The organism is Burkholderia sp. YIM B11467 (genome assembly GCF_052952715.1).
On the sequence record NZ_JBQVSQ010000001.1, the window covers coordinates 837,370 to 857,051 of the forward strand.

Consider the following 19,682-nt stretch of genomic DNA (forward strand, 5'->3'; position numbering starts at 1 on the left):
CGCCTCCATGAAACCGTTTCACGATCTGACGCGCGCGTTGCCGCTGCCGGCGCAATGGCCGCGCACGACCGCCGTGCAGCGGCACGACGGTCTGCGCGACTGGCATCGCACGCAGCAAGCCGCTCACACGCGCCCGCTGCGCCTGCTGGCGCTCGTCGACGGCGCGCTGGACGACACGATGCTCGGTGCGGCCCGCGCGCGCGGCATCGCGTGGCAGTCGCTGTATCCCGCCGCGATGCTCGAGGCGTCGCGGCCTGAAATCGGCCCGTTCCTGCTCGACCTGAGCGCAGACGACGACGCATCGCGCGCGACGATGCTCGACCTGCTGAATGCCGGCGGCGAGTCGGATCTCGTCGTCTGGCTCGCGACCGGCCATGCGTTGCCCGAGCTCGCCGCTTATCTGCACCCGCTTGCCGAGGCGACGTTGCCCGACACGCGCCAGGCGCTGCTGCGTTACTACGATCCGTCGATCCTCGAAATCCTCGTGCCGGTCCTGACGCCTGCGCAACGGCGCGAACTGCTGGCCGCATTCGTCGAGCTGCGTTACCGGTTCGATCCGTGGGAGGCGGTGGCGGGCGAGGAACATGGGCCGCTGCCCGCGTCCGCCGCGACGCCGATCGTGTTCACGGACGCGCAATACGACGCGCTCGCACGCGAAGGGTTCGCGGAAACGCTCTATTTCCAGTTGCGCGACGAATGCCTGCCGCCCATGTCGGCTGTACCGGACCGCTGGGGCATCCGCTATGTGAAGGATCTGGTCGCGCGGGCGCGGGAGCGGTACGGGCTCGCGAACGAGAACGATCTCGCGTATTTCGTGCTGGTCGGGATGAACGTGCATCCGGCGTTCGACCTGCATCCGGCGATCGCCGAGAAGATTGCGGCGCGCGGGGACGATCCGCCGCCGTTGTCGGACACGCTCGCGGCGGTCGATGAAGCGGTGTGGACGGAACTGCTGGATGGGCATCCGCTGGCGGGTTATGCCGCCGAGCGGCAGCAGGCGATGGTGGCGGTGGTCGATACGCAGCCCGAAGCAGGTTGAGTGGCGGGAGATGGGAATGTCGAGCGGAATGCGTCGGGTGGTTGGCCGGGTGGCTGCGACAGGGATCGCGATCGCTGGGGGCTTGTCGGGTATGCAAGCGCACGCCGAGAGCGACGGGCCGTATCGCGTCATCGGATACAACTTCACGGATCGCGGTATCGACAGTTTCACTATCGACGGGTTTGGGGCAGGTAACGTACGCGCACACAAACCTGGTGGATATATCGAGTTTTACTTCCTCCCGGAACGCAAGATCGATGCTCGATGGGTGATATCCCCGACAGATCCGCACAACCCGAATACAACGAGCAACGCGTCGTCCACGACGAACTGAATGCCAGGAACACCGACATGCTGAATCTACTTCGCCGCCTCATTCGCAACCCGATCGTCGTCGCTGTACTACTGCTGAGCGGCGCATGGTGGGTACACGCGCAGACTGCGAGCTACGGGCCCTATCGCGTCGTGGGTTTCAACTACACCGACCGCGGTGTATATAACTTCGTCGTCGACGGCTTCGGCGCAGGCAGCGTGCACGCCCGTCAATTCGGCGGCGGCGGCGGCACCGTCTGTTGCATGGAGGTACCGCGCAGCAAAAAAACCTGGCATCTGAAAGTCACGTACGACCTGACGCCTGAAGAAGATGCCAAGAACCTGTCGCCGGAAATCTACGAGACGGACATCGCCGTCCCGAAGTTGCCCAACAAGCGCGACGGCTATATCGAATTCCATTTTCTGCCTGACCGCAAGATCGAAGCCCAATGGGTCGAATATCCGACGATGCCGCGCATGCGCGCCACCAACTAGTCGAGCGAGGAAAGCATGCCGAATGAAGCCGCCGCCGCACAAGGCGCCACGCAAAGCCAATCCGAATCGGGCGCCGCGGCATCGCGAGCCGCACGCGCCGCGAGTGTCAGCGCGCAACTTCCGGCCGAACCGCCGAGCCCGTGCTTCCGTTGCAATCAGGAGATCTATCAGAGCTTCTTCTTCGACGGCTTCGCGCAAGGAATGGCCGACACCGATCGCCTGTCGAATATCGCACGTCTCTTCAACGCGCACGCGGACAGCAGCGACGAGTTCGGCATCTACAAGATGTATTACGAGGGCATGGGCCGGGACCTGTCGGTGCAAACCGTCGGCACGGCCAAGAAGATCGTGACCGACTCCAGCGCCGCGCTGCTCAAGGAAGCCGACGGCAAGCTGATCAAGGATCCCGGCAAGAAGATCGCTACCGACATCGGCAAGCGGTTTCTCGACACCCCTGCGGACAAAGGGCTGCTGACCCGCGGCAAATCGTCGATCCTCGACGGACTGGAGCACGCCGGGGAAACCGCGAGAGGTCAGATCAAGGAATCATTGACCGCCAAGAAGGTGGCCGCCGACTTGCTGCCCGCTGCCGTGACGATAGTGGCGGATTCCGTTCCGGCTGTCCGCGACAGTGAATTCTCTGCCGGCTATATGGGTACGGGTTTCGATGCACGCGTCAACAAGGCGGTCGACGATTTCAAGAACAACGTCGCGCATGCAAAGGCAGCCGATCCGCGTGAAATCAAGCGCATCCGCGTGTCGCTTTTCGGATATGACCGTGGCGGCGTGATTGCGCGCAAGTTCGCGAACGAACTGATCGGAAAGACCTGCAAGCAGAAAGACGGAAAAATCACTTACGACGGCATCGAAGTCCAATTCGATTTCATGGGACTCTTCGATTGCGTATCGACTTCCTACGCGGATTCGATTTTCACCAAGGTCGTCGCACCGGCACTGGGTGTCATTCCCGGAGAGGGAAAGGTCGCCAGCCTGAGCATCAAGGGATTGAGCCTGTTCGTCGCGCTGTCCAAACAAACGCTCGGGCAATTCGATATCCAGAAGGAATTCAAGGCGATCGTCCACCACGTCGCCGCGACCGAACTGCGCTTTTACAAAAACCTGGATTCGCCGCGAAAGTCGTCGGATCACGCGAATCTTCAGGAAATCGTCTATCCGGGCAGCCAGTCGGATGTCGGCGGCGGATTCGTCGAAGGAGAAGATCAGAAATCGGCCGAGCTGGCTCGCATATCCGCACGCAACATGCTGGACCGTGCGTGGTCGGCCGGCGTACCGATGCTGCCGCTCGCAAAATTGCGGGCGATATCGCCGATGGCTGCACGCGAATTCGACTATCGGAAGACCGTCAACGTCAACGGCAAGGATCTCAACGTCAACGATCTGTTCGGCGCATACAACGCCATGCTGCCGAAATCGAACGGCCCGCTCGAAAACCACTTCCTCGAACACCAGAAGCTGTTCGTGTCATGGGCGCGCTTCGTTCACGATCGCACGGCTCACTCGAGCACCGGCAGCAACTTGTTCATCAATACCGTTGATTCCGACGTCTACAAGTCGATCTTCACGAGTGGCGGCGGCTTGCCCGACTACGAAGGCCGGGACTGGTACTACAAGGGCCAGGATCCGAATTCCAAGGTCCCGCAGTTCACCTTCGGCGAACGCCGGACGGTCGACGACATCTCGGACAAGACCGTGCGCGCATTGGCCACCGCATGGGTGCACCCGCCGAAGCTGTCGCCGGAAGTGATCGCGTTCTTCGACAACTTCGTGCACAACACGATCACGCGACTCAACAACGTGTCGCTCGGCGACGGCGTGTTCATGACGCTTCGCGAAATCGAAGAGAAAGGCTGGGTCGCACGCCAGACCGACGTCGCGAAGGACTACGTGAAGAAAGTCCTCGGCAACGTGTCGAAAAACCTCAAGGACGCGCAGGACGAGTACGTCCGGCAGGTCACGTCCGGCCAGATTCCGCACGGCGCGTCGATCGGCGATCTCTCCGGCGACTGAGCAGTACACCCCCGCCAATCAGCCAACCCGCCCGGCCGCACACGCGACCGGGCGCCAGCCGCATCCGGTCCCGCGTCAGTTGTACCCGAGAATCGCCACTGCCGCGACATCCGGCCGATCGAGCGTATTCCCGACGAGCGACGTCATCGGCTCCTGCAGCACGGCCTGATACGACGTCACGCGCGCCTCCTCCGGCACGCCCGCGTCATCCGCCAACGGTTCGTCAAACGCATCGAAACCACTGAAGAACGCCGCCGGTTGTTTCTGCGAAAAAGTCATCTCCACTCCTTACCTTGATTATGTTGTCGATGTTTTAACCAGCCTGCTTCAACGTCGCCGCATGCACGGTCGTGCCGTCATGCGCGGCTTCCGATCGTGCAAGCTGCGCACGCGTGCGCCGCGTGATGTGAATCACCGCGAACACGACCGGTGCGATCAGCAGGCCTTCCGCCAGTTCGGGATCGACCGGCAGGTTCATCACGTGCAGCGCCTTGAACGCCGCCGTCGCGAGCGACAGCACGTAGTACGAAATGGCCGCCACCGACAGCCCTTCGACCGCGTGCTGCAGATGAAGCTGATTGCGCGCGGTGCGCTCCATGCCCGCCAGCAGGCGCGTCACGTCCTTTTCCTGAGCGAGATTGACGCGCGTGCGCAGCAGGTCGACCGCGCGCGCGATCCGCGCGGCGATCTGCTCGTGGCGCGCCCACACGCTGCGGCACGTTTCCATCGCCGGCGCGAAACGCCGCTCCATGAACTCGGCGATCGTCGGCATCCCTTCGATGCGCTCCTCGCGCAATTCCTGGATGCGCGCCAGCACGAGCTTCTCGTACGCCCGCGACGCACTGAAGCGCGCGCCCGATCCCGCCAGCGATTCGACCCGCACCGCGAGATGCGTGAGCTTGACGAGCAGCGCCGCGTCGTCGCCGTCGGCGCCGCTCGCGTCCATTCGCTGCATCAACGCATGCAAGGCCGCGTGGATCTCGTCGAGCTCGCGGCTCATTCGCCGCGCGACGGGCAGCGCGAGCAGCGCCATCATCCGGTACGTTTCGATTTCATAGAGACGCTGCAGCAGGCGGCCGCCCTGCTCCTCGCGGAAATCCTCGTCGACGACGAGAAAGCGCATGAAGCCGTCGTCGCGCACATGCCAGTCGCAGAACACCTTGCCGCCGCCGAGCACGTTGCTGCCGACGAGCGCGGGCCCGTCGATCCAGCGGCGCAGGTCGCCGCAGACGAGCCGCGCGGCGTCGCCCGACAGCAGTTCCATCCGCACCGCGACGAAGCGGATGCCGGCGAGCCGCGCGAACCACGCGGACGGAATGCCTTCGATCGCCAGATCGTCGAAATAGCCGGTGTCGCGGCGCGGCGCGACGAACGTGAAGGTCGAGAATTCGGTGTGGCGTTCCCACTTCAGGTGCCAGCCGCATGGCGACTGCACCGCGTAGTGCGTCGCGCCTTCGTGCGGCGCGGTGATGCCCGTGTCGCGGCACAGCGCGTGCAGCAGCGTTTCGTGGATGTCGGGCTGGCCGTCCGCATAGATCGCGTAATGCGTGAGCGACACGGCTTCGGCGAGCCGCAGGAACGGCCGGGCATGCAATTCCGCGGCCAGTGCGGCGCGCAACGGATGGTCGATCATCGAGACACCACTTTTCCCTGTTCAAGCCTGCGTGCCGGGCGGAGCGCCAGCGTGATCGCACTATGGCAGACACACAGCAACAATAAAAACGCATAATGTTGATCGTTACATTCAGTTTTCCTGATACCGATGAAGATGCTCGATCACGACGTGCTTGCCACCGTCGTCGCCGTCGCGGAGACGGGCAACATGACCCGCGCCGCCGAGGCCGTGAACCGCTCGCAGTCGGCCGTGAGCATGCAGATCAAGAGCCTCGAGGACGCGATCGGGCGGCCGCTGTTCGTGCGCAAGCCGCGCAGCATCGTGCTGACGCGCGAAGGCGAGGTGCTGCTGGGATTCGCCAGACGAATGCTGGCGCTGCGCGACGAGGCATGGGCGGCCGTGGTACGGCCGGAAGTGACCGGCAAGGTCGTGATCGGCGTGCCGGACGACTATGCGTCGTCGCTGCTGCCGTCGGTCCTGAAGAAATTCTCCGGCACTTACCCGAAGGTCGAGATCCAGGTGATGGGGCTGCCGAGCAGCGCGCTCGCGCCGCTGATCAAGGACGGCACCGTCGATCTCGTGTGCGGCACGCGCATCAAGGGGCTGTCCGGCGACTTCATCCGCCACGAGCCGATGGCGTGGGCCGCGATGACGAACGGGCCGCGCGTGTGGGAGGAACGGCCGCTGCCGATCGCGGTGTTCATGCCGGGCAGCGTCGCGCGCGAGAACGCGATCCGCAGCCTCGAACGCGCGAAGGTGCCGTACCGCACGTCGTATGAAAGCCCGAGCCTGCTCGGGCTGCTCAGCATGGTCGAGGCCGGCCTCGCGGTCGCGCCGCTCGCGCGCTGCGCGATTCCCGCGCAACTGTCGATGCTCGGCCGCTCGCACGGTCTGCCCGACCTGCCGCCGCTCGAACTGATCCTGGCGCGCAGCACCAAATCGAAGCGGCCGCCGTGCGACTTTCTCGCGGAACAGCTGATGGAAGACCTGCAGCGGCAGACCGGGCAAACCGGCGACGCGTGATCAGCGCGTCGCGCCGAACCCCGCCGCACCCAACGCCGCATTGACGTTCGCGGCCACCGCATCGACCAGTGCCTCGAGCGTATCGCCGCGCACGTGCAGGTGTTCGGGTGCGACGTGCTCCACACGTTGCCAGCCCCACTGCGCGCCCGACGCGACCGACAGCGTCGCGCCGAACCGGTTGCCATGGCGGCGGCCGAAGATGCTCACGCGCCGCTCAGCCAGATACGCCTGCTCAGGCAGACAGAGACGGATCTCGACCGCGACCTGGCCGGGATCGTTGACGCGTGCGGCCGGGCTGACCGCCGGCGCGAACACCTTGCCGATCCGCAACGTCACGCAGGTCTCCCAGGCCGCGAGCGGCCCGCCGTCCGCGTCGACCCGCTCGGTGTCGACCGACCACTGATGCCCGTCGGGTACGACGATCGCCTGATGCAGCAGCACTTCGGCGACGCGAACCGTCGTCACGAGCTGACGCGCGAGCTGCTGGCTCGACGGCAGCGACGCCGTCCGCACGCGGCGGCTTGCCGGCCGCGCGGTACGCACTTCTTCCGTCAGGTACATAGGCACTCCGTATTCAGGAACCGCGCCACGCACGACGCGGCGCGCAACCGGCATGTCCCGGCTCACCGGGCCTTCGACCCGATCCGCAACCGGCGCGCGACCGGCCCGATCACCGCGTCGGCCTGCTGGGCGATCAGCATGTGCAGCGTGAAATCGAGGTCTTCCGGCGCGATGTCGAAGTGCACGTGGATCACGTCGCGCACGGCGCGCGCGCTGACGACGTATACGCCGAGCGGGGAATTCAGCAGCGCGGCGAGCCGGGTGCGCGCATGCTCGCCGGAGTCGGCCGTCAGCGTGACGGGCAACTGCAGGCGCGGGCGCGGCGGCGGGAAGGGAATGACGTTGTTGTGTGCACCGGCGCGCAACTGGCGGCCGGCGACATCGAAGGCGGGAACGGGATGGATGAAGGTCATGGAGCGGACGGAAGCCGTCTCGGCTGTTCGACACATCCCCAGCTTAGAAGAGACCGCATAAACGTCGTGCAAAAAAACGGGGAGGCAGTGCAAAAAACGGCATGCGGGACGCATTGATCCGGCCCCGTGCCGCGTGGCCCGCCCCGCCCGCTCCCGCTTCGCAATTGCCCGGCTACGCGAACGCCTCGAGCGATGCGCGTCGCCGCTCGTCGACCATCGATTCGATCAGCGACACCAGATCGTCGGTCAGCGGGTCGCAGATGCCGGGCGAGCGATGCAGTTCGAGATCGGCCGCCGGCAGCGGCGGCAGCCCGTCCGTTTCGTCGAGCACGCGCCAGTTCTCGGGCAGCGTGCAGCGATCGATCATCGTCACGGCCGCGCCGTGGTTCACCGCGATCTTGATGCCGGTCGGGCTCTGGCTCGTATAGACGACGTGATACGGCCGCTCGGCCGTCGCGAGCGCCTGCAGCCCGCGCTGCCGGTAGCAGCACGTCTCGGGAAACAGCGCGAGCGGCACCGACGCGTGCGCGCCGAGCGCGAAATCCCGGTGCGCGGCCCACACGACGTCGTGACGGCCGAGCAGCCGCCCGCCCACGTTCGGCCCGTGCCGCACGACGAGCGCGACGTCGAGCTCGCCGGCCTGCAGCCGTTCGAGCAGTTCGAGCGACGTCCGGCAGTGCACGTGCAGGCGCGCACCCGGCCGCATCGCATAAAACGACTTCAGCAGGTCCGGCAGCCACAGCTCCGCATAGTCCTCGGGCAGCCCGAAGCGCACCACGCCGCGGTCGCTGCTCGTCTGCTTCAACGCGATGATCGCGTCGTTCTGCACCTGGATGATCCGCCGCGCGTGGATCAGGAAATTCTCGCCGTCGCGCGACAGTTCGAGCCGCCGGCTGTTGCGCATGAACAGGTGCGTATCGAGCCGCTCCTCGAGCGTGCGGATGCGCAGGCTGATCGTCGACTGCGTGCGATGCAGTTGCCGGGCCGCCGCGGTGAAGCCGCCGCTTTCGACGACGGCGACGAATGCCCGGATCAGCTCCGGATCGAGCGAACTCAGCTTCGACCAATCGGGCTTCTGAATGGCAGCCATCGGAATTACTCGCTTTCGAAAAGAAAAGGGAAGACGAAAGATAGGGCTCGGAGTACGCCGATTGTTGTCCAGATGCGCTCGGCCCTCCAACCCCTGCCCGGGTATGACAAACCCGGAGCCGGGACGCGAACGTCCACCCGCCGATGCCGTTCCGCCAGCCGTCACGACGGCGGCCGCGGCCCGCCCGGCGGGCGTTTGCGCGCTGGGCCAAGGGCTTTCCCGGAGACGACGAAAACTCATACCTCGATCAGAAAACATCGATTCACCGGCCGCTCCGCGGCCCACCACAATCGCCTCACACCAACCTTATCGACGAGACACCGCAATGACCGCATCCCAACCCAGGCAGCTCTACATCGGCGAAGGCTTCGAAGGCCCCGGCGTCAACCTCGCGCACATCAACGTGCTGGTCGGCCCGCGCAACGGCCCGGCCGGGCAGGCATTCGCGACCGCGCTCGCGACGCCGTCGGCCGGCCATGCGCCGTTCGTCGTGATCGCGCAGCCGGGCGTGCCGACCAAGCCGCTCACGCTGTACGTGAACAAGGCGCAGATCGCCAGCGACTTCCACGGCAACGCCACGTGGGGCGCGTCGCAGGCCGGCATCGCGAAGGCCGTGGCCGAAGCGCTCGAGAACGGCACGCTGCCGCCCGAAGCGGAGAACGACTGGGTCGTCGTGTCGGCGAACTGGGTGAACCCGCAGACCGACGATCTCGACGCCGTGTTCGAGAACAACTACCGCGCGTGCCGCAACGCGATCGTCGCCGCGATGGAAGGGCTGCCGCATCGCGACGCCGTGTTCGCCGCCGCGCGCGACGTGTCGAACCCGTTCTACACACCGAAAAAGAACTGACAGACAACGCGCGGCCGGCCAGGCCGCACCAGGAGGAAGCATGGAATACGTCCGCCTTGGCCAGTCCGGCCTGAAGGTGTCCCGCCTGTGTCTCGGCACGATGAACATGGGCACGCCCGAGTGGAAGCCGTGGATCTTCGACGAAGCGCAGAGCGAGCCGATCGTGCGCCGCGCGCTCGATGCCGGCGTCAACTTCATCGATCTCGCGGATTTCTATTCGACCGGCGTCGGCGAGGAAGTGGTCGGCCGCATCCTGAAGCGCAACGCGCGCCGCGAGGAGCTCGTCGTGACGACCAAGGTCGGCTACGACATGGGCAGCTACCCGAACGCGGGCGGTCATTCGCGCAAGCACGTGCTCGACGGCATCGACGGGTCGCTGAAGCGCCTCGGGATGGATTACGTCGACATCTTCATGCTGCACTTCTTCGACGTGAACACGCCCGTCGAGGAAACCATGAGCGCGCTGCACGACATCGTGCGCGCAGGCAAGGCGCGCTACATCGGCGTATCGACGATGTACACGTGGCAGTTCGCGAAGATCATGCAGGCGTGCGAGCGCAACGGCTGGGACAAGCCGATCAACATGCAGCTGCAGCTGAACCTCGCGTATCGCGAGGAAGAGCGCGAGATGGTGCCGTACTGCATCGACCAGGGCGTCGGCGTGTCGGTGTTCAGCCCGCTCGCGCGCGGCCTGCTGACCTGCGAGCCGCAATCGACGCGCAACCAGACCGACTTCTTCACCGCGCAGATGTACGGCGACGCGTCGTCGCTCGCGATCGCCGAATCGGTCGCGAAGGTTGCGAAGCGGCGCGGCGTGCCGCCCGCGCAGATCGCGCAGGCGTGGGTGCTGAGCCGGCCCGGCATCGCGAGCATGCTGGTCGGCGCGGATTCCGTCGAGCAGTTCGACAGCGCACTCGGCGCGCTCGAAACGCGGTTGACCGAAGAAGAGCTGCACGAACTGGAACGCAACTACACGCCGTGCGACCTGATCAACGACTACACGGCCGGCAAGCGCATCGCGCGCGAGTCGCGTCCGGCGCAGGGCAGTTTCGCGGCAGACTGAAGCACTGAGGGAACGACACACGATGAGCGAATTTCTGAGAACCGGCCATTACATCGGCGGTGAATGGCACGAATCGCATGGCGCGAGCGACGCGACCTATCCGGTGCTGAATCCCGCGACCGGCGAGACGATCGCGAAGGTCGCGAAAGGCGGCGCCGACGACACGCAGCGCGCGATCGACGCGGCCGCGCACGCGTTTCCCGCGTGGCGCGCGCTGACCGCGAAGGAGCGCGGCGCCCGCGTGAAGCGCTGGGGCGAGCTGATGCTCGAACACCGCGACGCGCTCGCCGAGCTGCTGACGCGCGAACAGGGCAAGCCGCTTGCGGAAGCGCGCGGCGAAGTCGCCTACGCGGCGAGCTTTCTCGAATGGTTCGCGGAAGAAGCGAAGCGCATGTACGGCGACGTGATCCCGAGCCCGAAGCCGAACACGCAGATCGTCGTCACGCGCGAGCCGATCGGCGTCGTCGCGGCGATCACGCCGTGGAATTTCCCGCTCGCGATGATCACGCGCAAGGCCGGCCCCGCGCTCGCGTCCGGCTGCACGATGGTGCTGAAGCCGTCCGAGGAAACGCCGCTGTCGGCGTTCGCGCTCGCGGTGCTCGCCGAGCGCGCGGGCGTACCGGCCGGCGTGTTCAACGTCGTGTCGGGCGACGCGGTCGCGATCGGCGAGACGCTGACGAGCTCGACCGTCGTGCGCAAGCTGTCGTTCACGGGCTCGACGCGGGTCGGCAAGCTGCTCGCGAAGCAGTCGGCCGACACGCTGAAGAAGCTGTCGCTCGAACTCGGCGGCAACGCACCGTTCATCGTGTTCGACGATGCCGATCTCGATGCGGCGGTCGAAGGCGCGATCGCGTCGAAGTTCCGCAACACGGGCCAGACCTGCGTGTGCGTGAACCGCTTCCTCGTGCAGGACGGCGTGTACGACGCCTTCACGCGCAAGCTTGCGGACGCCGTGCGCAAGCTGCGCGTCGGCAACGCGCTCGCGGGCGACGTCGACCAGGGGCCGCTGATCAACGAAGCGGCGCTCGGCAAGGTCGAGCGGCACGTCGCCGATGCCACCGCGAAGGGCGCGAACGTGCTCACCGGCGGCAAGCGCCACGCGCTCGGCGGCACCTTCTACGAGCCGACCGTGCTGACCGGCATGACGGCCGGCATGCTGATCGCCGAAGAGGAAACCTTCGGCCCGGTCGCAGGCTGCTTCCGCTTCACGACCGAGGACGAAGCCGTCGCCGCGGCCAACGACACGCCGTTCGGGCTGTCCGCGTATTTCTACACGCGCGACCTCGGCCGCGCGTGGCGCGTGTCGGGTGCACTGGAAAGCGGGATGGTCGGCGTCAATGACGGGATCATCTCGACCGAAGTCGCGCCGTTCGGCGGCGTCAAGCAATCGGGGCTCGGCCGCGAAGGCTCGAAGTACGGCCTCGACGAATACGTGGAACTCAAGTACACGCTGATGGCCGGCCTCGGCCGCTGACCCCCGACCGCTCTCCGCGGTCGATCCGCGCCGCGCGCCGCCTGGCCGCGCGGCGCCTCGCACGGTTTCGCGGCGTCGTCCGACGCCCGCGCGCCGCATGCATGACAAATCCGGAGGCAGCTTGACCCAAGCCAACGTTCAATCCGGCACCGCCCGCGCGCTGCCGCTGTCGCGCGGCGCCGATGCGCCGCACCGCCCCATCGCACTCGACGACGTACCGCTCAACCGTTTCCACGTGAAGATCGCCGGCCTGACGTTCGGCGCGCACTTCACCGAGGGCTACACGCTCGGCACGATCGGCTACGCACTCGCCGCGCTCGGCAAGCAGATGCCGATCGACGCGTTCTGGATGGGGATGATCGGCAGCTCGGCGCTGATCGGCATCTTCTTCGGCAGCCTCGTGTTCGGCTGGCTGTCCGACCGGATGGGCCGGCAGAAGATCTTCCTGACGAGCTTCGTGATCATCACCGCGGCCGCGTTCGCGCAGTTCTTCGTGAGCTCGCCGCTCGAGCTGTGCTTGCTGCGCGTGCTGATCGGCTTCGGGATGGGCGGCGACTTCACGGTCGGCCACGCGATCCTCGCCGAGTTCTCGCCGCGCAAGCATCGCGGCGCGCTGCTCGGTTCGTTCAGCGTGATCTGGACGATCGGTTATGTCGCCGCGAACGTGCTCGGCCTCGCGTACAGCGACGCCGCGCCCGACGCATGGCGCTGGCTGCTCGCGTCGGCCGCGTTGCCCGCGTTGATCGTGCTGGTGCTGCGGATCGGCACGCCCGAATCGCCGCGCTGGCTGCTCGGCAAGGGCCGCGTGAAGGAGGCGCGCGCGATCGTCGCGAAGCATTTCGGGCCGCACGTGATGCTCGACGGCTCGGCCGAGCCGCATGCGAATGCGGGCTTTGGCCGGCTGTTCCAGCGCGACCTGATCCGCCGGACGATCTTCAACTGCGCGTTCTTCGTGTGCCTTGTGATTCCGTATTTCGCGATCTACACGTTCCTGCCGACGATCCTGAAGACCATCGGCCTCGCCGAAGGCTTCGGCGCGGATCTGCTGCTGAACGGCTTCCTCGTGCTGGGCGCGCTGATCGGCATCTGGCTGACGATCCGGCTGTCGCGGCGCGGCTTCCTGATCGGGTCGTTCGCGGTGACGTGCGCGTCGCTCGTCGCGCTGGCGGTGCTGCCGTCGTCGGCGGCCATCGCGATGATCGTCGCGTTCGCGATCTTCACGCTGACGATGTCGGCATTCAGCAACCTCGTCGGCGTGTTTCCGCCCGAATGCTTCCCGACCGAAGTGCGCGCGTGCGGCGTTGGCCTGGCGATCGCGTGCAGCAGGCTCGGTTCGGCGATCGGCACGTTCCTGCTGCCGGTCGGCATCGCGACGCTCGGTTTTCACGCGACGATGTTCGCGCTGGCGGGCGTGCTGCTGGTCGGGATGATCGTGTCGATCGCGTGGGCGCCGGAGACGAAGCATCTGACGCTCGAGGAGGCGTCGGGGCATTGACGATGGAGGCAGGCGTCGTGCCTGCCTGTGGCGATGTGCACAAGCGCTTTCGCATCGACACGCCGCTTATGTGCGGCGGTAATGCGGAATGCGGATTGTGATTCGAACGAACCCGGCCGAGGCCGGGTTCGTGCATTCTAGCCGGCCGTTTTTCTACCTTCCCGACAATACGCGATGCGTGTAATCGCTCAGAAGAGAATCGACGCGTAATCGCGCGCGCCGTGCAGGATGTGAAGAATATCGATCCGCGTCGGCGGATCGCCGACGACCCGATAGAAGATCTGGTAGTTGCCGTACACGCGGTGTCGCACACCGTGACGCTCGAAGCGCGGCACCAGCGGAAACGCCAGCGGCATCCCGGCAAGGCCCAGACACTTGTCGCGAATCTCCCGCACGAAGGTCACGGCTCGTTGCGGATTGTCACGTGCGATGTAATCCGCAATCGCTTCGAGTTCGGCAATCGCGAAGTCCGACAGGCGGACGGTCATGCCTGACGATTCGCCTGTGCCCGATACTTCGCTTCGAGGCGATCGAATACTTCCCGAGCATCGGCGCCGCGTCCTGCTTCCGCATCGGCCAGGCTGCGCGCGATCACCGCGTCCAGCGCATTCAGTTGCGCCTCGCGATCCTGAATCAGGCGCACGCCTTCGCGAAGCACCTCGCTCTTGGACCCGTAGCGCCCCGATTCGACCAGCTTCGCGACATAAGCCTCCAGTTGCTGGCCCAGTTCCGCACTGATCATGTCGACCTCCCGACGGGATTGAATTCGATGCATGAAGGGTAACCTGGTTATCAACAGTTATCAAGGAAATGAACTCCAGTCGAATCGGCACGAATGCAGACGCCGCCAATCGCGCATCCTGTTCTCGCCTGCTTTCAGGTCGCCTTGCAGGGCTCTCCCGGTGCGAACGCCGATCATGATTGAAGGCATCGTCACGCCACAACCCGGCCTGAAGGTCTATCCATCGGATGCCGTCGTCTTCGCCGAGACCGCTGCCGGGCTCGCGCGTCACCTGCGTCCGCGTGTTCGAACTGGCCGTTCGGCGGACTCTGCGAACCGGATGCGCGGCGATATGCTCGGTGCTTTCCACTCAGCGCCCGCAGCCATGCCCGCCCAGCGTGTCGATCTCAGTCATGTCCTGCCGTACGAGACGACGTATTTCGACGATCGGCTCGCGATCGATCGAAACGATCTGGATATCGCTGCGTTGCTAGGCGTGGACGGCGACGTTTCGGACGAATTGCTCGTTTCGTTGTGCGGAGCGCCGGCCGGATCGGAAATTCAAGCGTATCTCGACAGCGCGGACAGGTTGACGTTGAGCGTCACGCACCCTGCGTTGATCCGATCCGAGAATCGCGTATCCGTCGTTCGAAAATCGGACGTATCCGCACTCGAACTCAGGACAATCGATCTCGTCGATCATGCGATCGCCGGACTCGGCGCGGTGATGTTATGGCGAATCGTTCGGGCATGCGATACGTTGGGGATCGCCCAGATCCGCACACTTGCGGCGGGCGGGCGCAAGGTCGCACCGAAGCCTGGCGGGCGCCGACTGTTTGGCTATTACGCGTGGCCGCGATTCGGCTTCGATGCACCCATTCCCGCCCCGCACGGCGACGAAGCGGCACTGTTTCAGTATTTCCAGGAGAACCCGGCCGGTCTGGCCGACGGATCGCTACGGACGCTGCGTGCGCTCTACTCAACGCGATTCGGGCGAGATTTCTGGCGCGTAGCGGGATCACATCGCTGGATGACTTTCGACGTTACACCGCACGGCAAGTCCATGCAGACGTTGCAGGAATACTTGATTGAAAAGGAGATTTACGAATGACCGCAAAGCACACGCCTATCACCGGATTCCGGATTACGCGGCCCGCAGCGACGCGTGGCCGCCCGATGAGCGAGCATCGTCCCGTTCGCCTCTCGGAAGCCCGCCGACTCCTTGACACGTTCGTCACGCGCGAACTCCATCACAGCCTGGCACGCGTCATGCGCAAGTCCGCCGTCGAGCACGACGCACGAGCGGCGGCTGCAGCCGCCGCAGCCGCATCTCCGCCGCAGCGAGCCGTCTTCAACGTGGGGCGCATCGATCCATTGAAGTGTCAGTTGCCGATCTTCACGGACGCCGAAGCAGAAGCCATGGCCCGCCGCGAAACGCTCATGCATTTCGGGCTGGATCCCGACTCGTAATCGGCAACGATGGAAAGAAAGCGTATGCCTCGAGTCGTTGGCGATCGTGCCGATCTCCACTCTCAGTAACGATCGTTGACAGATACAGCGACCGGAAGCACGGCAAGACAAGCGCAGACTGATCCGACTGTTTCCACGACCTGGTCAGCCACGTCTCATCGTCAACGTCCACCCCTACCCCCGCCTCACCGCCTGCTCCCGCAACCACGCGGCAAACGCGATCACATGCTCGACCGCGACGCTCTCCGGCTCGACATCGAGCCAATAGCCGAACGGCCCGATCGGCTGCACCGGCGACAGCCGCACGAGGCTGCCTTCGCCGATCTCCTCCTCGATCATGTTCAGGTCGACCACGGCAAGCCCCGCGCCCTTGCGCGCCGCGCGGATCGCCTGTTCGAGCGTCGAGAACTCGATGCCGTCGCCGATCCGCGCCACCGGCACACCCGCCTGCTCGCACCAGTCGGCCCACAGCGTCAGGCGCTTGCCCTCGTGCAGCACATGCAGCGACGGCAGCCGGCCGAGCAACACGTCGAGCGCATCGCCGCGATAACGCGGTGCGCCGACGAGCGCATGCCGCTCCATCATCAGCAGTTCCGATTGCATCCCGGGCCGCGCCGCGCGCCCGAAGCGGATGTGGCAATGACAATCGTCGGCCGGCTCGGTGCGGATCGACAGCTCGACGTCGGGCAGCGCCTCCGCGAGCGTGCCGAGTCGCGGCGAAAACCACTGCGTGGCAAACGTCGGCGGCAGCGACACCGTCAGGCGCCGCTTCGCGCCCGGCCGCGCGGCGGCAACTTCGCCGACGCCTCGCTCGATCGTGTCGAACGCCTGCCCGATGAACGGCAGCAACCGCTGGCCGGCATCGGTCAGGCGCACACCCTTGTGATCGCGCTCGAACAGGCGCGCGCCGAGCGCTTCCTCGAGCAGCCGGATCTGCCGGCTCACCGCGCCCTGCGTCACGCACAGCGAGACCGCCGCGCGATTGAAGCTCAGGTGACGCGCGGTCTCCTCGAAAAATCGCAGCGCGATCAACGATGGCAGGCGTCGCATGATGTGTGTTCCTCTCGTTCGTTCTGTTGCCGGCCGGCACCGCCGGCCATCGTGCGGGCAGCTTTATCGCAGAAAAGCGCGCCGGCCGTCACACCGTGAAAACCCCGAGGCCCGGCCCGCCACTGCATCACGCGTCGCCCCGTCCCGCCTACAATAACCATCCCGCACCCGACACGACACCGCCCCGTGAGACGCAAGATGCCGGCGCTGAATGCGCTGAAAGCCTTCGAGATGGCCGGCCGCACCGGCAGCTTCACGCGCGCGGCCGAACTGCTCAACGTCACGCAGAGCGCGGTGAGCCGCCAGGTCCGCCAGCTCGAAGGCCAGCTCGGCGAAACCCTGCTCGAGCGCCGCCATCACCAGCTCGAACTGACGGCAGCCGGCCGCGTGCTGCTGCGCGCGCTGCAGCAGTCGTTCGACAAGATCGAGCTGACCGTGCGCAGCCTGCAGGAAAAAACCCACCTGAACCGCCTGCGCGCGAACGTGCCGCCGACCTTCGCCGCGCGCTGGCTGATGCCGCGTCTCGGCCGGCTGCGCGATGCGCATCCCGAATTCGAACTGAGCCTCACGACCCGCATTCACGACAGCCTCGGCGAATCGCGCGTGCTCGACTGCGCGATCCGCTTCGGCGACGGCGAATGGGACGGCTTCGACAACGCGCTGCTGATGCAGGAGCAGCATATCGCCGTCTGCGCGCCCGCGCTGTATGCGCGGCTGCGCCAGGACGGCGCGCCGATCGACCTGAACCGCTTCACGCTGCTGCACGTGCTCGCGACCGACGACCAGCGCTACCTGACCTGGCAACACTGGCTGAAGGCAGCCGGCATCACCGACGTCGACACGCGCGGCGGCTACGAATTCGACCTGCTCGACCATGCGATCCGCGCTGCGATCGACGGCCTCGGGATCACGATCGCCGACCGCCACATGGTCGCGCGCGAACTCGCGACCGGGCAACTGATGCAGGTGCTCAACGTCCACGTCGACGGCCACCAGTCATACTGGTTCGTCACGCGGCCCGAGCAGACGAACCTGCCCCACATCGTGCAGTTTCGCGACTGGCTGCAGCAGGAAGTGTGGCTCGCGAAGCGCCACCTCGAACCGTCGTCGCCGCTGCCGCAGGTGCCGCTGGCCTAGCACACGCTCCGCCCCGGCCGGCGCCCGCGGGCGACACCTTAGCGCCTTCCGCGCCCGCCCGCATTCGGACCAGTCGGAAAACGCGGCCTGACCACCGCCCGCGCCGCATCCCGCCACCGCCATACCCGCCTTGCCGGACGGGCGATTCCGGCCGATTCGCCAAGTAACGTGCGTTTTTCTCATGCTCGGCGCGAAAATAAGTCGTTTGTCGTGCGCTAAACGCATGAAGAGAATGGCCTCTATCCCGTTACGCGCGTGTCGCCACTCGAAGCGATCCGCCCGCATCCATCGGAGGAGTCACTTCATGCGCACCGAACGCAACTATGTGAACGGCCGTTTCGCCGTCCCGGAAAACGACGCGTTCATCGTCGTCCACAATCCCGCCACCGAAGCGCCGTTCGCGCGCGTGCCGGCCGCGACGCCGGCCGACGCGCTCGCCGCCGTCGATGCCGCGGCCGCCGCGCAGAAGGCGTGGCGCAAGCTGCCGAGCGCCGAGCGCGCCACCTACCTGCACCGCTTCGCCGACGCGCTGACCGCCCGCGCGCCGGAGATCGGCGCGGCGCTCGCGCAGGAATCCGGCAAGAGCGTCGAGGACGCGTCGAACGAAGCCGTCTACGCCGGCCAGATCACGCGCTACCACGCCGAGTGGGCACGCCGGATCGAGGGCGAGATCATCCCGAGCGACACGCCCGACGAGAACCTGTTCCTGCAGCGCGAGCCGATCGGCGTCGTCGCGTGCCTGATCCCGTTCAACTATCCCGTCTACACGCTGCTGCGCAAGATCGCGCCCGCGCTGATCGCCGGCAACACGGTGGTCGTGCGCCCGAGCAACCACACGCCGGTGTCCGCGTTCGAGATCGCGAAGGCCGCCGACGATGCGGGCTTCCCGCCCGGCGTCATCAACATCCTGACGATGGACCACGCGACGGCCGAGGCGCTGTGCACGCATCCGGCGGTCGGGATGATCACGCTGACGGGCAGCGTGAACGCCGGCCGCAAGGTGCTCGACTACTGCAAGGCGAACATTGCGAAACCGTCGCTCGAACTCGGCGGCAAGACGCCCGCGATCATCGAGCCCGACGCCGACCTCGAACGCGCGGCCGCCGCGCTCGTCGCATCGAAGACGACCCACTGCGGCCAGCTGTGCACGGCCATCGAACGCGTGTACGTGCACGACAGCGTGCACGACCGCTTCGTCGCGCTGCTGAAGGAAAAGATGGGCGCCGTACGCAGCGGCAACCGCGCGGCCGATCCGTCGAACATGGGCCCGCTCGTCAGCGCATCGGCACGCGCGCACATCCACGGGATGGTCGAACGCGCGATCGCGGCAGGCGCGACGCTCGAAACCGGCGGCGCGATCCCCGACGGCCCCGGCTTCTTCTACCCGGCCACGCTGCTGACGAACTGCCGGCAGGACATGGAGATCGTGCAGGAGGAAACCTTCGGCCCGATCATGCCCGTGCTGCGCTACTCGACGATCGACGAGGCCATCGGCTTCGCGAACGACCACCAGTTCGGGCTGTCGTCGGTGCTCTACACCGAGCAATACCGCACCGCGATGACCGTCGCGAACGCGATCGAGGCGGGCGAGCTGTACGTGAACCGCACGCCGGCCGATCCGTACCAGGGCTTCCACGCCGGCTGGAAGCGCTCGGGCCTCGGCGGCGACGACGGCAAGCACGGAATGCTCGAATTCACGCAGACGCGCCTCGTCGTCATGAAGTACTGACGCCGCACCGACGCTCCGTTTCCGGCGCGCGCATCCCGACACCACGCCGCGCGCGCCGCCCCTGATCCGATCGAACACAAAACAAATCTGCAGACTCCGCCTGAAGGAAGTCTGATG

General features: G+C 66.1%; 20 protein-coding genes. 12 read left to right on the forward strand and 8 right to left on the reverse strand.

What is annotated here, in order from left to right; translation table 11 throughout:
* Window positions 1-7 precede the first annotated feature (7 nt).
* The 3 genes from ACTRWB_RS03760 (at window position 8) to ACTRWB_RS03770 (ending at window position 3,874) form a co-directional block, all read left to right on the forward strand.
* A complete protein-coding gene (locus tag ACTRWB_RS03760; protein ID WP_446900982.1) occupies window positions 8-1,039 on the forward strand; it encodes a DUF4123 domain-containing protein in 1,032 nt (343 codons plus the stop codon).
* Between the two features lie 351 nt (window positions 1,040-1,390).
* Window positions 1,391-1,846, forward strand: a complete 456-nt coding sequence (locus ACTRWB_RS03765) for a DUF3304 domain-containing protein (RefSeq protein ID WP_446901408.1) — start codon at window positions 1,391-1,393, stop codon at window positions 1,844-1,846.
* A gap of 15 nt (window positions 1,847-1,861) precedes the next feature.
* A complete protein-coding gene (locus ACTRWB_RS03770; RefSeq protein ID WP_446900983.1) occupies window positions 1,862-3,874 on the forward strand; it encodes a phospholipase effector Tle1 domain-containing protein in 2,013 nt (670 codons plus the stop codon).
* A 75-nt stretch (window positions 3,875-3,949) separates the two neighbouring features.
* Here ACTRWB_RS03770 and ACTRWB_RS03775 read toward each other — a convergent pair whose 3' ends face one another.
* Window positions 3,950-4,153 (reverse strand): hypothetical protein, encoded by a 204-nt coding sequence (locus ACTRWB_RS03775; protein WP_096475265.1) that lies wholly within the window; start codon window positions 4,151-4,153, stop codon window positions 3,950-3,952.
* Window positions 4,154-4,187: 34 nt separating this feature from the next.
* A complete protein-coding gene (locus ACTRWB_RS03780; RefSeq protein WP_193101565.1) occupies window positions 4,188-5,507 on the reverse strand; it encodes a DUF3422 family protein in 1,320 nt (439 codons plus the stop codon).
* Between the two features lie 129 nt (window positions 5,508-5,636).
* On the opposite strand from ACTRWB_RS03780, the gene ACTRWB_RS03785 reads away from it, so the two are divergent.
* Window positions 5,637-6,512, forward strand: coding sequence for a LysR family transcriptional regulator (locus ACTRWB_RS03785; protein WP_048249776.1), 876 nt, complete (start codon window positions 5,637-5,639; stop codon window positions 6,510-6,512).
* On the opposite strand, the gene ACTRWB_RS03790 is transcribed toward ACTRWB_RS03785, so the two are convergent.
* From ACTRWB_RS03790 to ACTRWB_RS03800, 3 genes are all read right to left on the reverse strand, one after another.
* Window positions 6,513-7,073, reverse strand: a complete 561-nt coding sequence (locus ACTRWB_RS03790; RefSeq protein WP_129516391.1) for a hypothetical protein — start codon at window positions 7,071-7,073, stop codon at window positions 6,513-6,515.
* A gap of 62 nt (window positions 7,074-7,135) precedes the next feature.
* Window positions 7,136-7,486 carry a hypothetical protein gene (locus ACTRWB_RS03795; RefSeq protein WP_446900984.1) on the reverse strand — a complete coding sequence of 117 codons (351 nt, stop codon included), beginning with the start codon at window positions 7,484-7,486 and terminating at the stop codon, window positions 7,136-7,138.
* A 172-nt stretch (window positions 7,487-7,658) separates the two neighbouring features.
* On the reverse strand, window positions 7,659-8,576 hold the full coding sequence (locus ACTRWB_RS03800) for a LysR family transcriptional regulator (RefSeq protein ID WP_446900985.1): 918 nt from the start codon (window positions 8,574-8,576) through the stop codon (window positions 7,659-7,661).
* A 325-nt stretch (window positions 8,577-8,901) separates the two neighbouring features.
* On the opposite strand from ACTRWB_RS03800, the gene fae reads away from it, so the two are divergent.
* From fae to ACTRWB_RS03820, 4 genes are all read left to right on the forward strand, one after another.
* Window positions 8,902-9,426, forward strand: coding sequence for a formaldehyde-activating enzyme (fae, locus tag ACTRWB_RS03805; protein ID WP_011356415.1), 525 nt, complete (start codon window positions 8,902-8,904; stop codon window positions 9,424-9,426).
* A gap of 40 nt (window positions 9,427-9,466) precedes the next feature.
* Entirely contained in the window at window positions 9,467-10,489 is a 1,023-nt protein-coding gene (locus ACTRWB_RS03810; RefSeq protein WP_446900986.1) for an aldo/keto reductase, read from the forward strand.
* A 22-nt stretch (window positions 10,490-10,511) separates the two neighbouring features.
* The gene (locus ACTRWB_RS03815; protein ID WP_446900987.1) at window positions 10,512-11,963 is read left to right on the forward strand and encodes an NAD-dependent succinate-semialdehyde dehydrogenase; all 1,452 of its coding nucleotides are present in this window, start codon (window positions 10,512-10,514) and stop codon (window positions 11,961-11,963) included.
* A gap of 121 nt (window positions 11,964-12,084) precedes the next feature.
* Window positions 12,085-13,458, forward strand: a complete 1,374-nt coding sequence (locus ACTRWB_RS03820; RefSeq protein ID WP_343490928.1) for an MFS transporter — start codon at window positions 12,085-12,087, stop codon at window positions 13,456-13,458.
* A gap of 188 nt (window positions 13,459-13,646) precedes the next feature.
* Here ACTRWB_RS03820 and ACTRWB_RS03825 read toward each other — a convergent pair whose 3' ends face one another.
* Both ACTRWB_RS03825 and ACTRWB_RS03830 read right to left on the reverse strand, forming a co-directional pair.
* Window positions 13,647-13,946, reverse strand: a complete 300-nt coding sequence (locus tag ACTRWB_RS03825; protein WP_164462844.1) for a type II toxin-antitoxin system RelE/ParE family toxin — start codon at window positions 13,944-13,946, stop codon at window positions 13,647-13,649.
* Window positions 13,943-14,200 carry a type II toxin-antitoxin system ParD family antitoxin gene (locus tag ACTRWB_RS03830; RefSeq protein ID WP_446900988.1) on the reverse strand — a complete coding sequence of 86 codons (258 nt, stop codon included), beginning with the start codon at window positions 14,198-14,200 and terminating at the stop codon, window positions 13,943-13,945. The genes ACTRWB_RS03825 and ACTRWB_RS03830 overlap by 4 nt, the downstream gene beginning before the upstream one ends.
* Before the next feature lie 175 nt (window positions 14,201-14,375).
* Here ACTRWB_RS03830 and ACTRWB_RS03835 point away from each other — a divergent pair, with 175 nt between their 5' ends.
* Both ACTRWB_RS03835 and ACTRWB_RS03840 read left to right on the forward strand, forming a co-directional pair.
* Window positions 14,376-15,290 (forward strand): hypothetical protein, encoded by a 915-nt coding sequence (locus ACTRWB_RS03835; RefSeq protein ID WP_446900989.1) that lies wholly within the window; start codon window positions 14,376-14,378, stop codon window positions 15,288-15,290.
* Window positions 15,287-15,649, forward strand: a complete 363-nt coding sequence (locus tag ACTRWB_RS03840) for a hypothetical protein (RefSeq protein ID WP_423382233.1) — start codon at window positions 15,287-15,289, stop codon at window positions 15,647-15,649. The genes ACTRWB_RS03835 and ACTRWB_RS03840 overlap by 4 nt, the downstream gene beginning before the upstream one ends.
* Before the next feature lie 174 nt (window positions 15,650-15,823).
* On the opposite strand, the gene ACTRWB_RS03845 is transcribed toward ACTRWB_RS03840, so the two are convergent.
* A complete protein-coding gene (locus ACTRWB_RS03845) occupies window positions 15,824-16,699 on the reverse strand; it encodes a LysR substrate-binding domain-containing protein (RefSeq protein ID WP_446900990.1) in 876 nt (291 codons plus the stop codon).
* 198 nt (window positions 16,700-16,897) lie between these two features.
* On the opposite strand from ACTRWB_RS03845, the gene ACTRWB_RS03850 reads away from it, so the two are divergent.
* Together ACTRWB_RS03850 and aldA are read left to right on the forward strand one after the other, a co-directional pair.
* Window positions 16,898-17,836: a LysR substrate-binding domain-containing protein gene (locus tag ACTRWB_RS03850; RefSeq protein ID WP_111938505.1), complete on the forward strand. Its 939-nt coding sequence runs from the start codon at window positions 16,898-16,900 to the stop codon at window positions 17,834-17,836.
* Between the two features lie 304 nt (window positions 17,837-18,140).
* Entirely contained in the window at window positions 18,141-19,565 is a 1,425-nt protein-coding gene (gene aldA, locus ACTRWB_RS03855; RefSeq protein ID WP_446900991.1) for an aldehyde dehydrogenase, read from the forward strand.
* Window positions 19,566-19,682 lie beyond the last annotated feature (117 nt).

What these genes read in the sequence shown, in the direction of transcription:
- ACTRWB_RS03815 (WP_446900987.1), top strand. Translation starts at nt 10,512, where the DNA reads ATGAGCGAATTTCTGAGAACCGGCCATTACATCGGCGGTGAATGGCAC.
- ACTRWB_RS03765 (WP_446901408.1), top strand. Translation starts at nt 1,391, where the DNA reads ATGCTGAATCTACTTCGCCGCCTCATTCGCAACCCGATCGTCGTCGCT.
- ACTRWB_RS03840 (WP_423382233.1), top strand. Translation starts at nt 15,287, where the DNA reads ATGACCGCAAAGCACACGCCTATCACCGGATTCCGGATTACGCGGCCC.
- ACTRWB_RS03795 (WP_446900984.1), bottom strand. Translation starts at nt 7,486, where the DNA reads ATGACCTTCATCCATCCCGTTCCCGCCTTCGATGTCGCCGGCCGCCAG.
- fae (WP_011356415.1), top strand. Translation starts at nt 8,902, where the DNA reads ATGACCGCATCCCAACCCAGGCAGCTCTACATCGGCGAAGGCTTCGAA.
- ACTRWB_RS03835 (WP_446900989.1), top strand. Translation starts at nt 14,376, where the DNA reads ATGATTGAAGGCATCGTCACGCCACAACCCGGCCTGAAGGTCTATCCA.
- ACTRWB_RS03775 (WP_096475265.1), bottom strand. Translation starts at nt 4,153, where the DNA reads ATGACTTTTTCGCAGAAACAACCGGCGGCGTTCTTCAGTGGTTTCGAT.
- ACTRWB_RS03760 (WP_446900982.1), top strand. Translation starts at nt 8, where the DNA reads ATGAAACCGTTTCACGATCTGACGCGCGCGTTGCCGCTGCCGGCGCAA.
- ACTRWB_RS03850 (WP_111938505.1), top strand. Translation starts at nt 16,898, where the DNA reads ATGCCGGCGCTGAATGCGCTGAAAGCCTTCGAGATGGCCGGCCGCACC.
- ACTRWB_RS03825 (WP_164462844.1), bottom strand. Translation starts at nt 13,946, where the DNA reads ATGACCGTCCGCCTGTCGGACTTCGCGATTGCCGAACTCGAAGCGATT.
- ACTRWB_RS03830 (WP_446900988.1), bottom strand. Translation starts at nt 14,200, where the DNA reads ATGATCAGTGCGGAACTGGGCCAGCAACTGGAGGCTTATGTCGCGAAG.
- aldA (WP_446900991.1), top strand. Translation starts at nt 18,141, where the DNA reads ATGCGCACCGAACGCAACTATGTGAACGGCCGTTTCGCCGTCCCGGAA.
- ACTRWB_RS03810 (WP_446900986.1), top strand. Translation starts at nt 9,467, where the DNA reads ATGGAATACGTCCGCCTTGGCCAGTCCGGCCTGAAGGTGTCCCGCCTG.
- ACTRWB_RS03785 (WP_048249776.1), top strand. Translation starts at nt 5,637, where the DNA reads ATGAAGATGCTCGATCACGACGTGCTTGCCACCGTCGTCGCCGTCGCG.
- ACTRWB_RS03845 (WP_446900990.1), bottom strand. Translation starts at nt 16,699, where the DNA reads ATGCGACGCCTGCCATCGTTGATCGCGCTGCGATTTTTCGAGGAGACC.
- ACTRWB_RS03770 (WP_446900983.1), top strand. Translation starts at nt 1,862, where the DNA reads ATGCCGAATGAAGCCGCCGCCGCACAAGGCGCCACGCAAAGCCAATCC.
- ACTRWB_RS03780 (WP_193101565.1), bottom strand. Translation starts at nt 5,507, where the DNA reads ATGATCGACCATCCGTTGCGCGCCGCACTGGCCGCGGAATTGCATGCC.
- ACTRWB_RS03800 (WP_446900985.1), bottom strand. Translation starts at nt 8,576, where the DNA reads ATGGCTGCCATTCAGAAGCCCGATTGGTCGAAGCTGAGTTCGCTCGAT.
- ACTRWB_RS03790 (WP_129516391.1), bottom strand. Translation starts at nt 7,073, where the DNA reads ATGTACCTGACGGAAGAAGTGCGTACCGCGCGGCCGGCAAGCCGCCGC.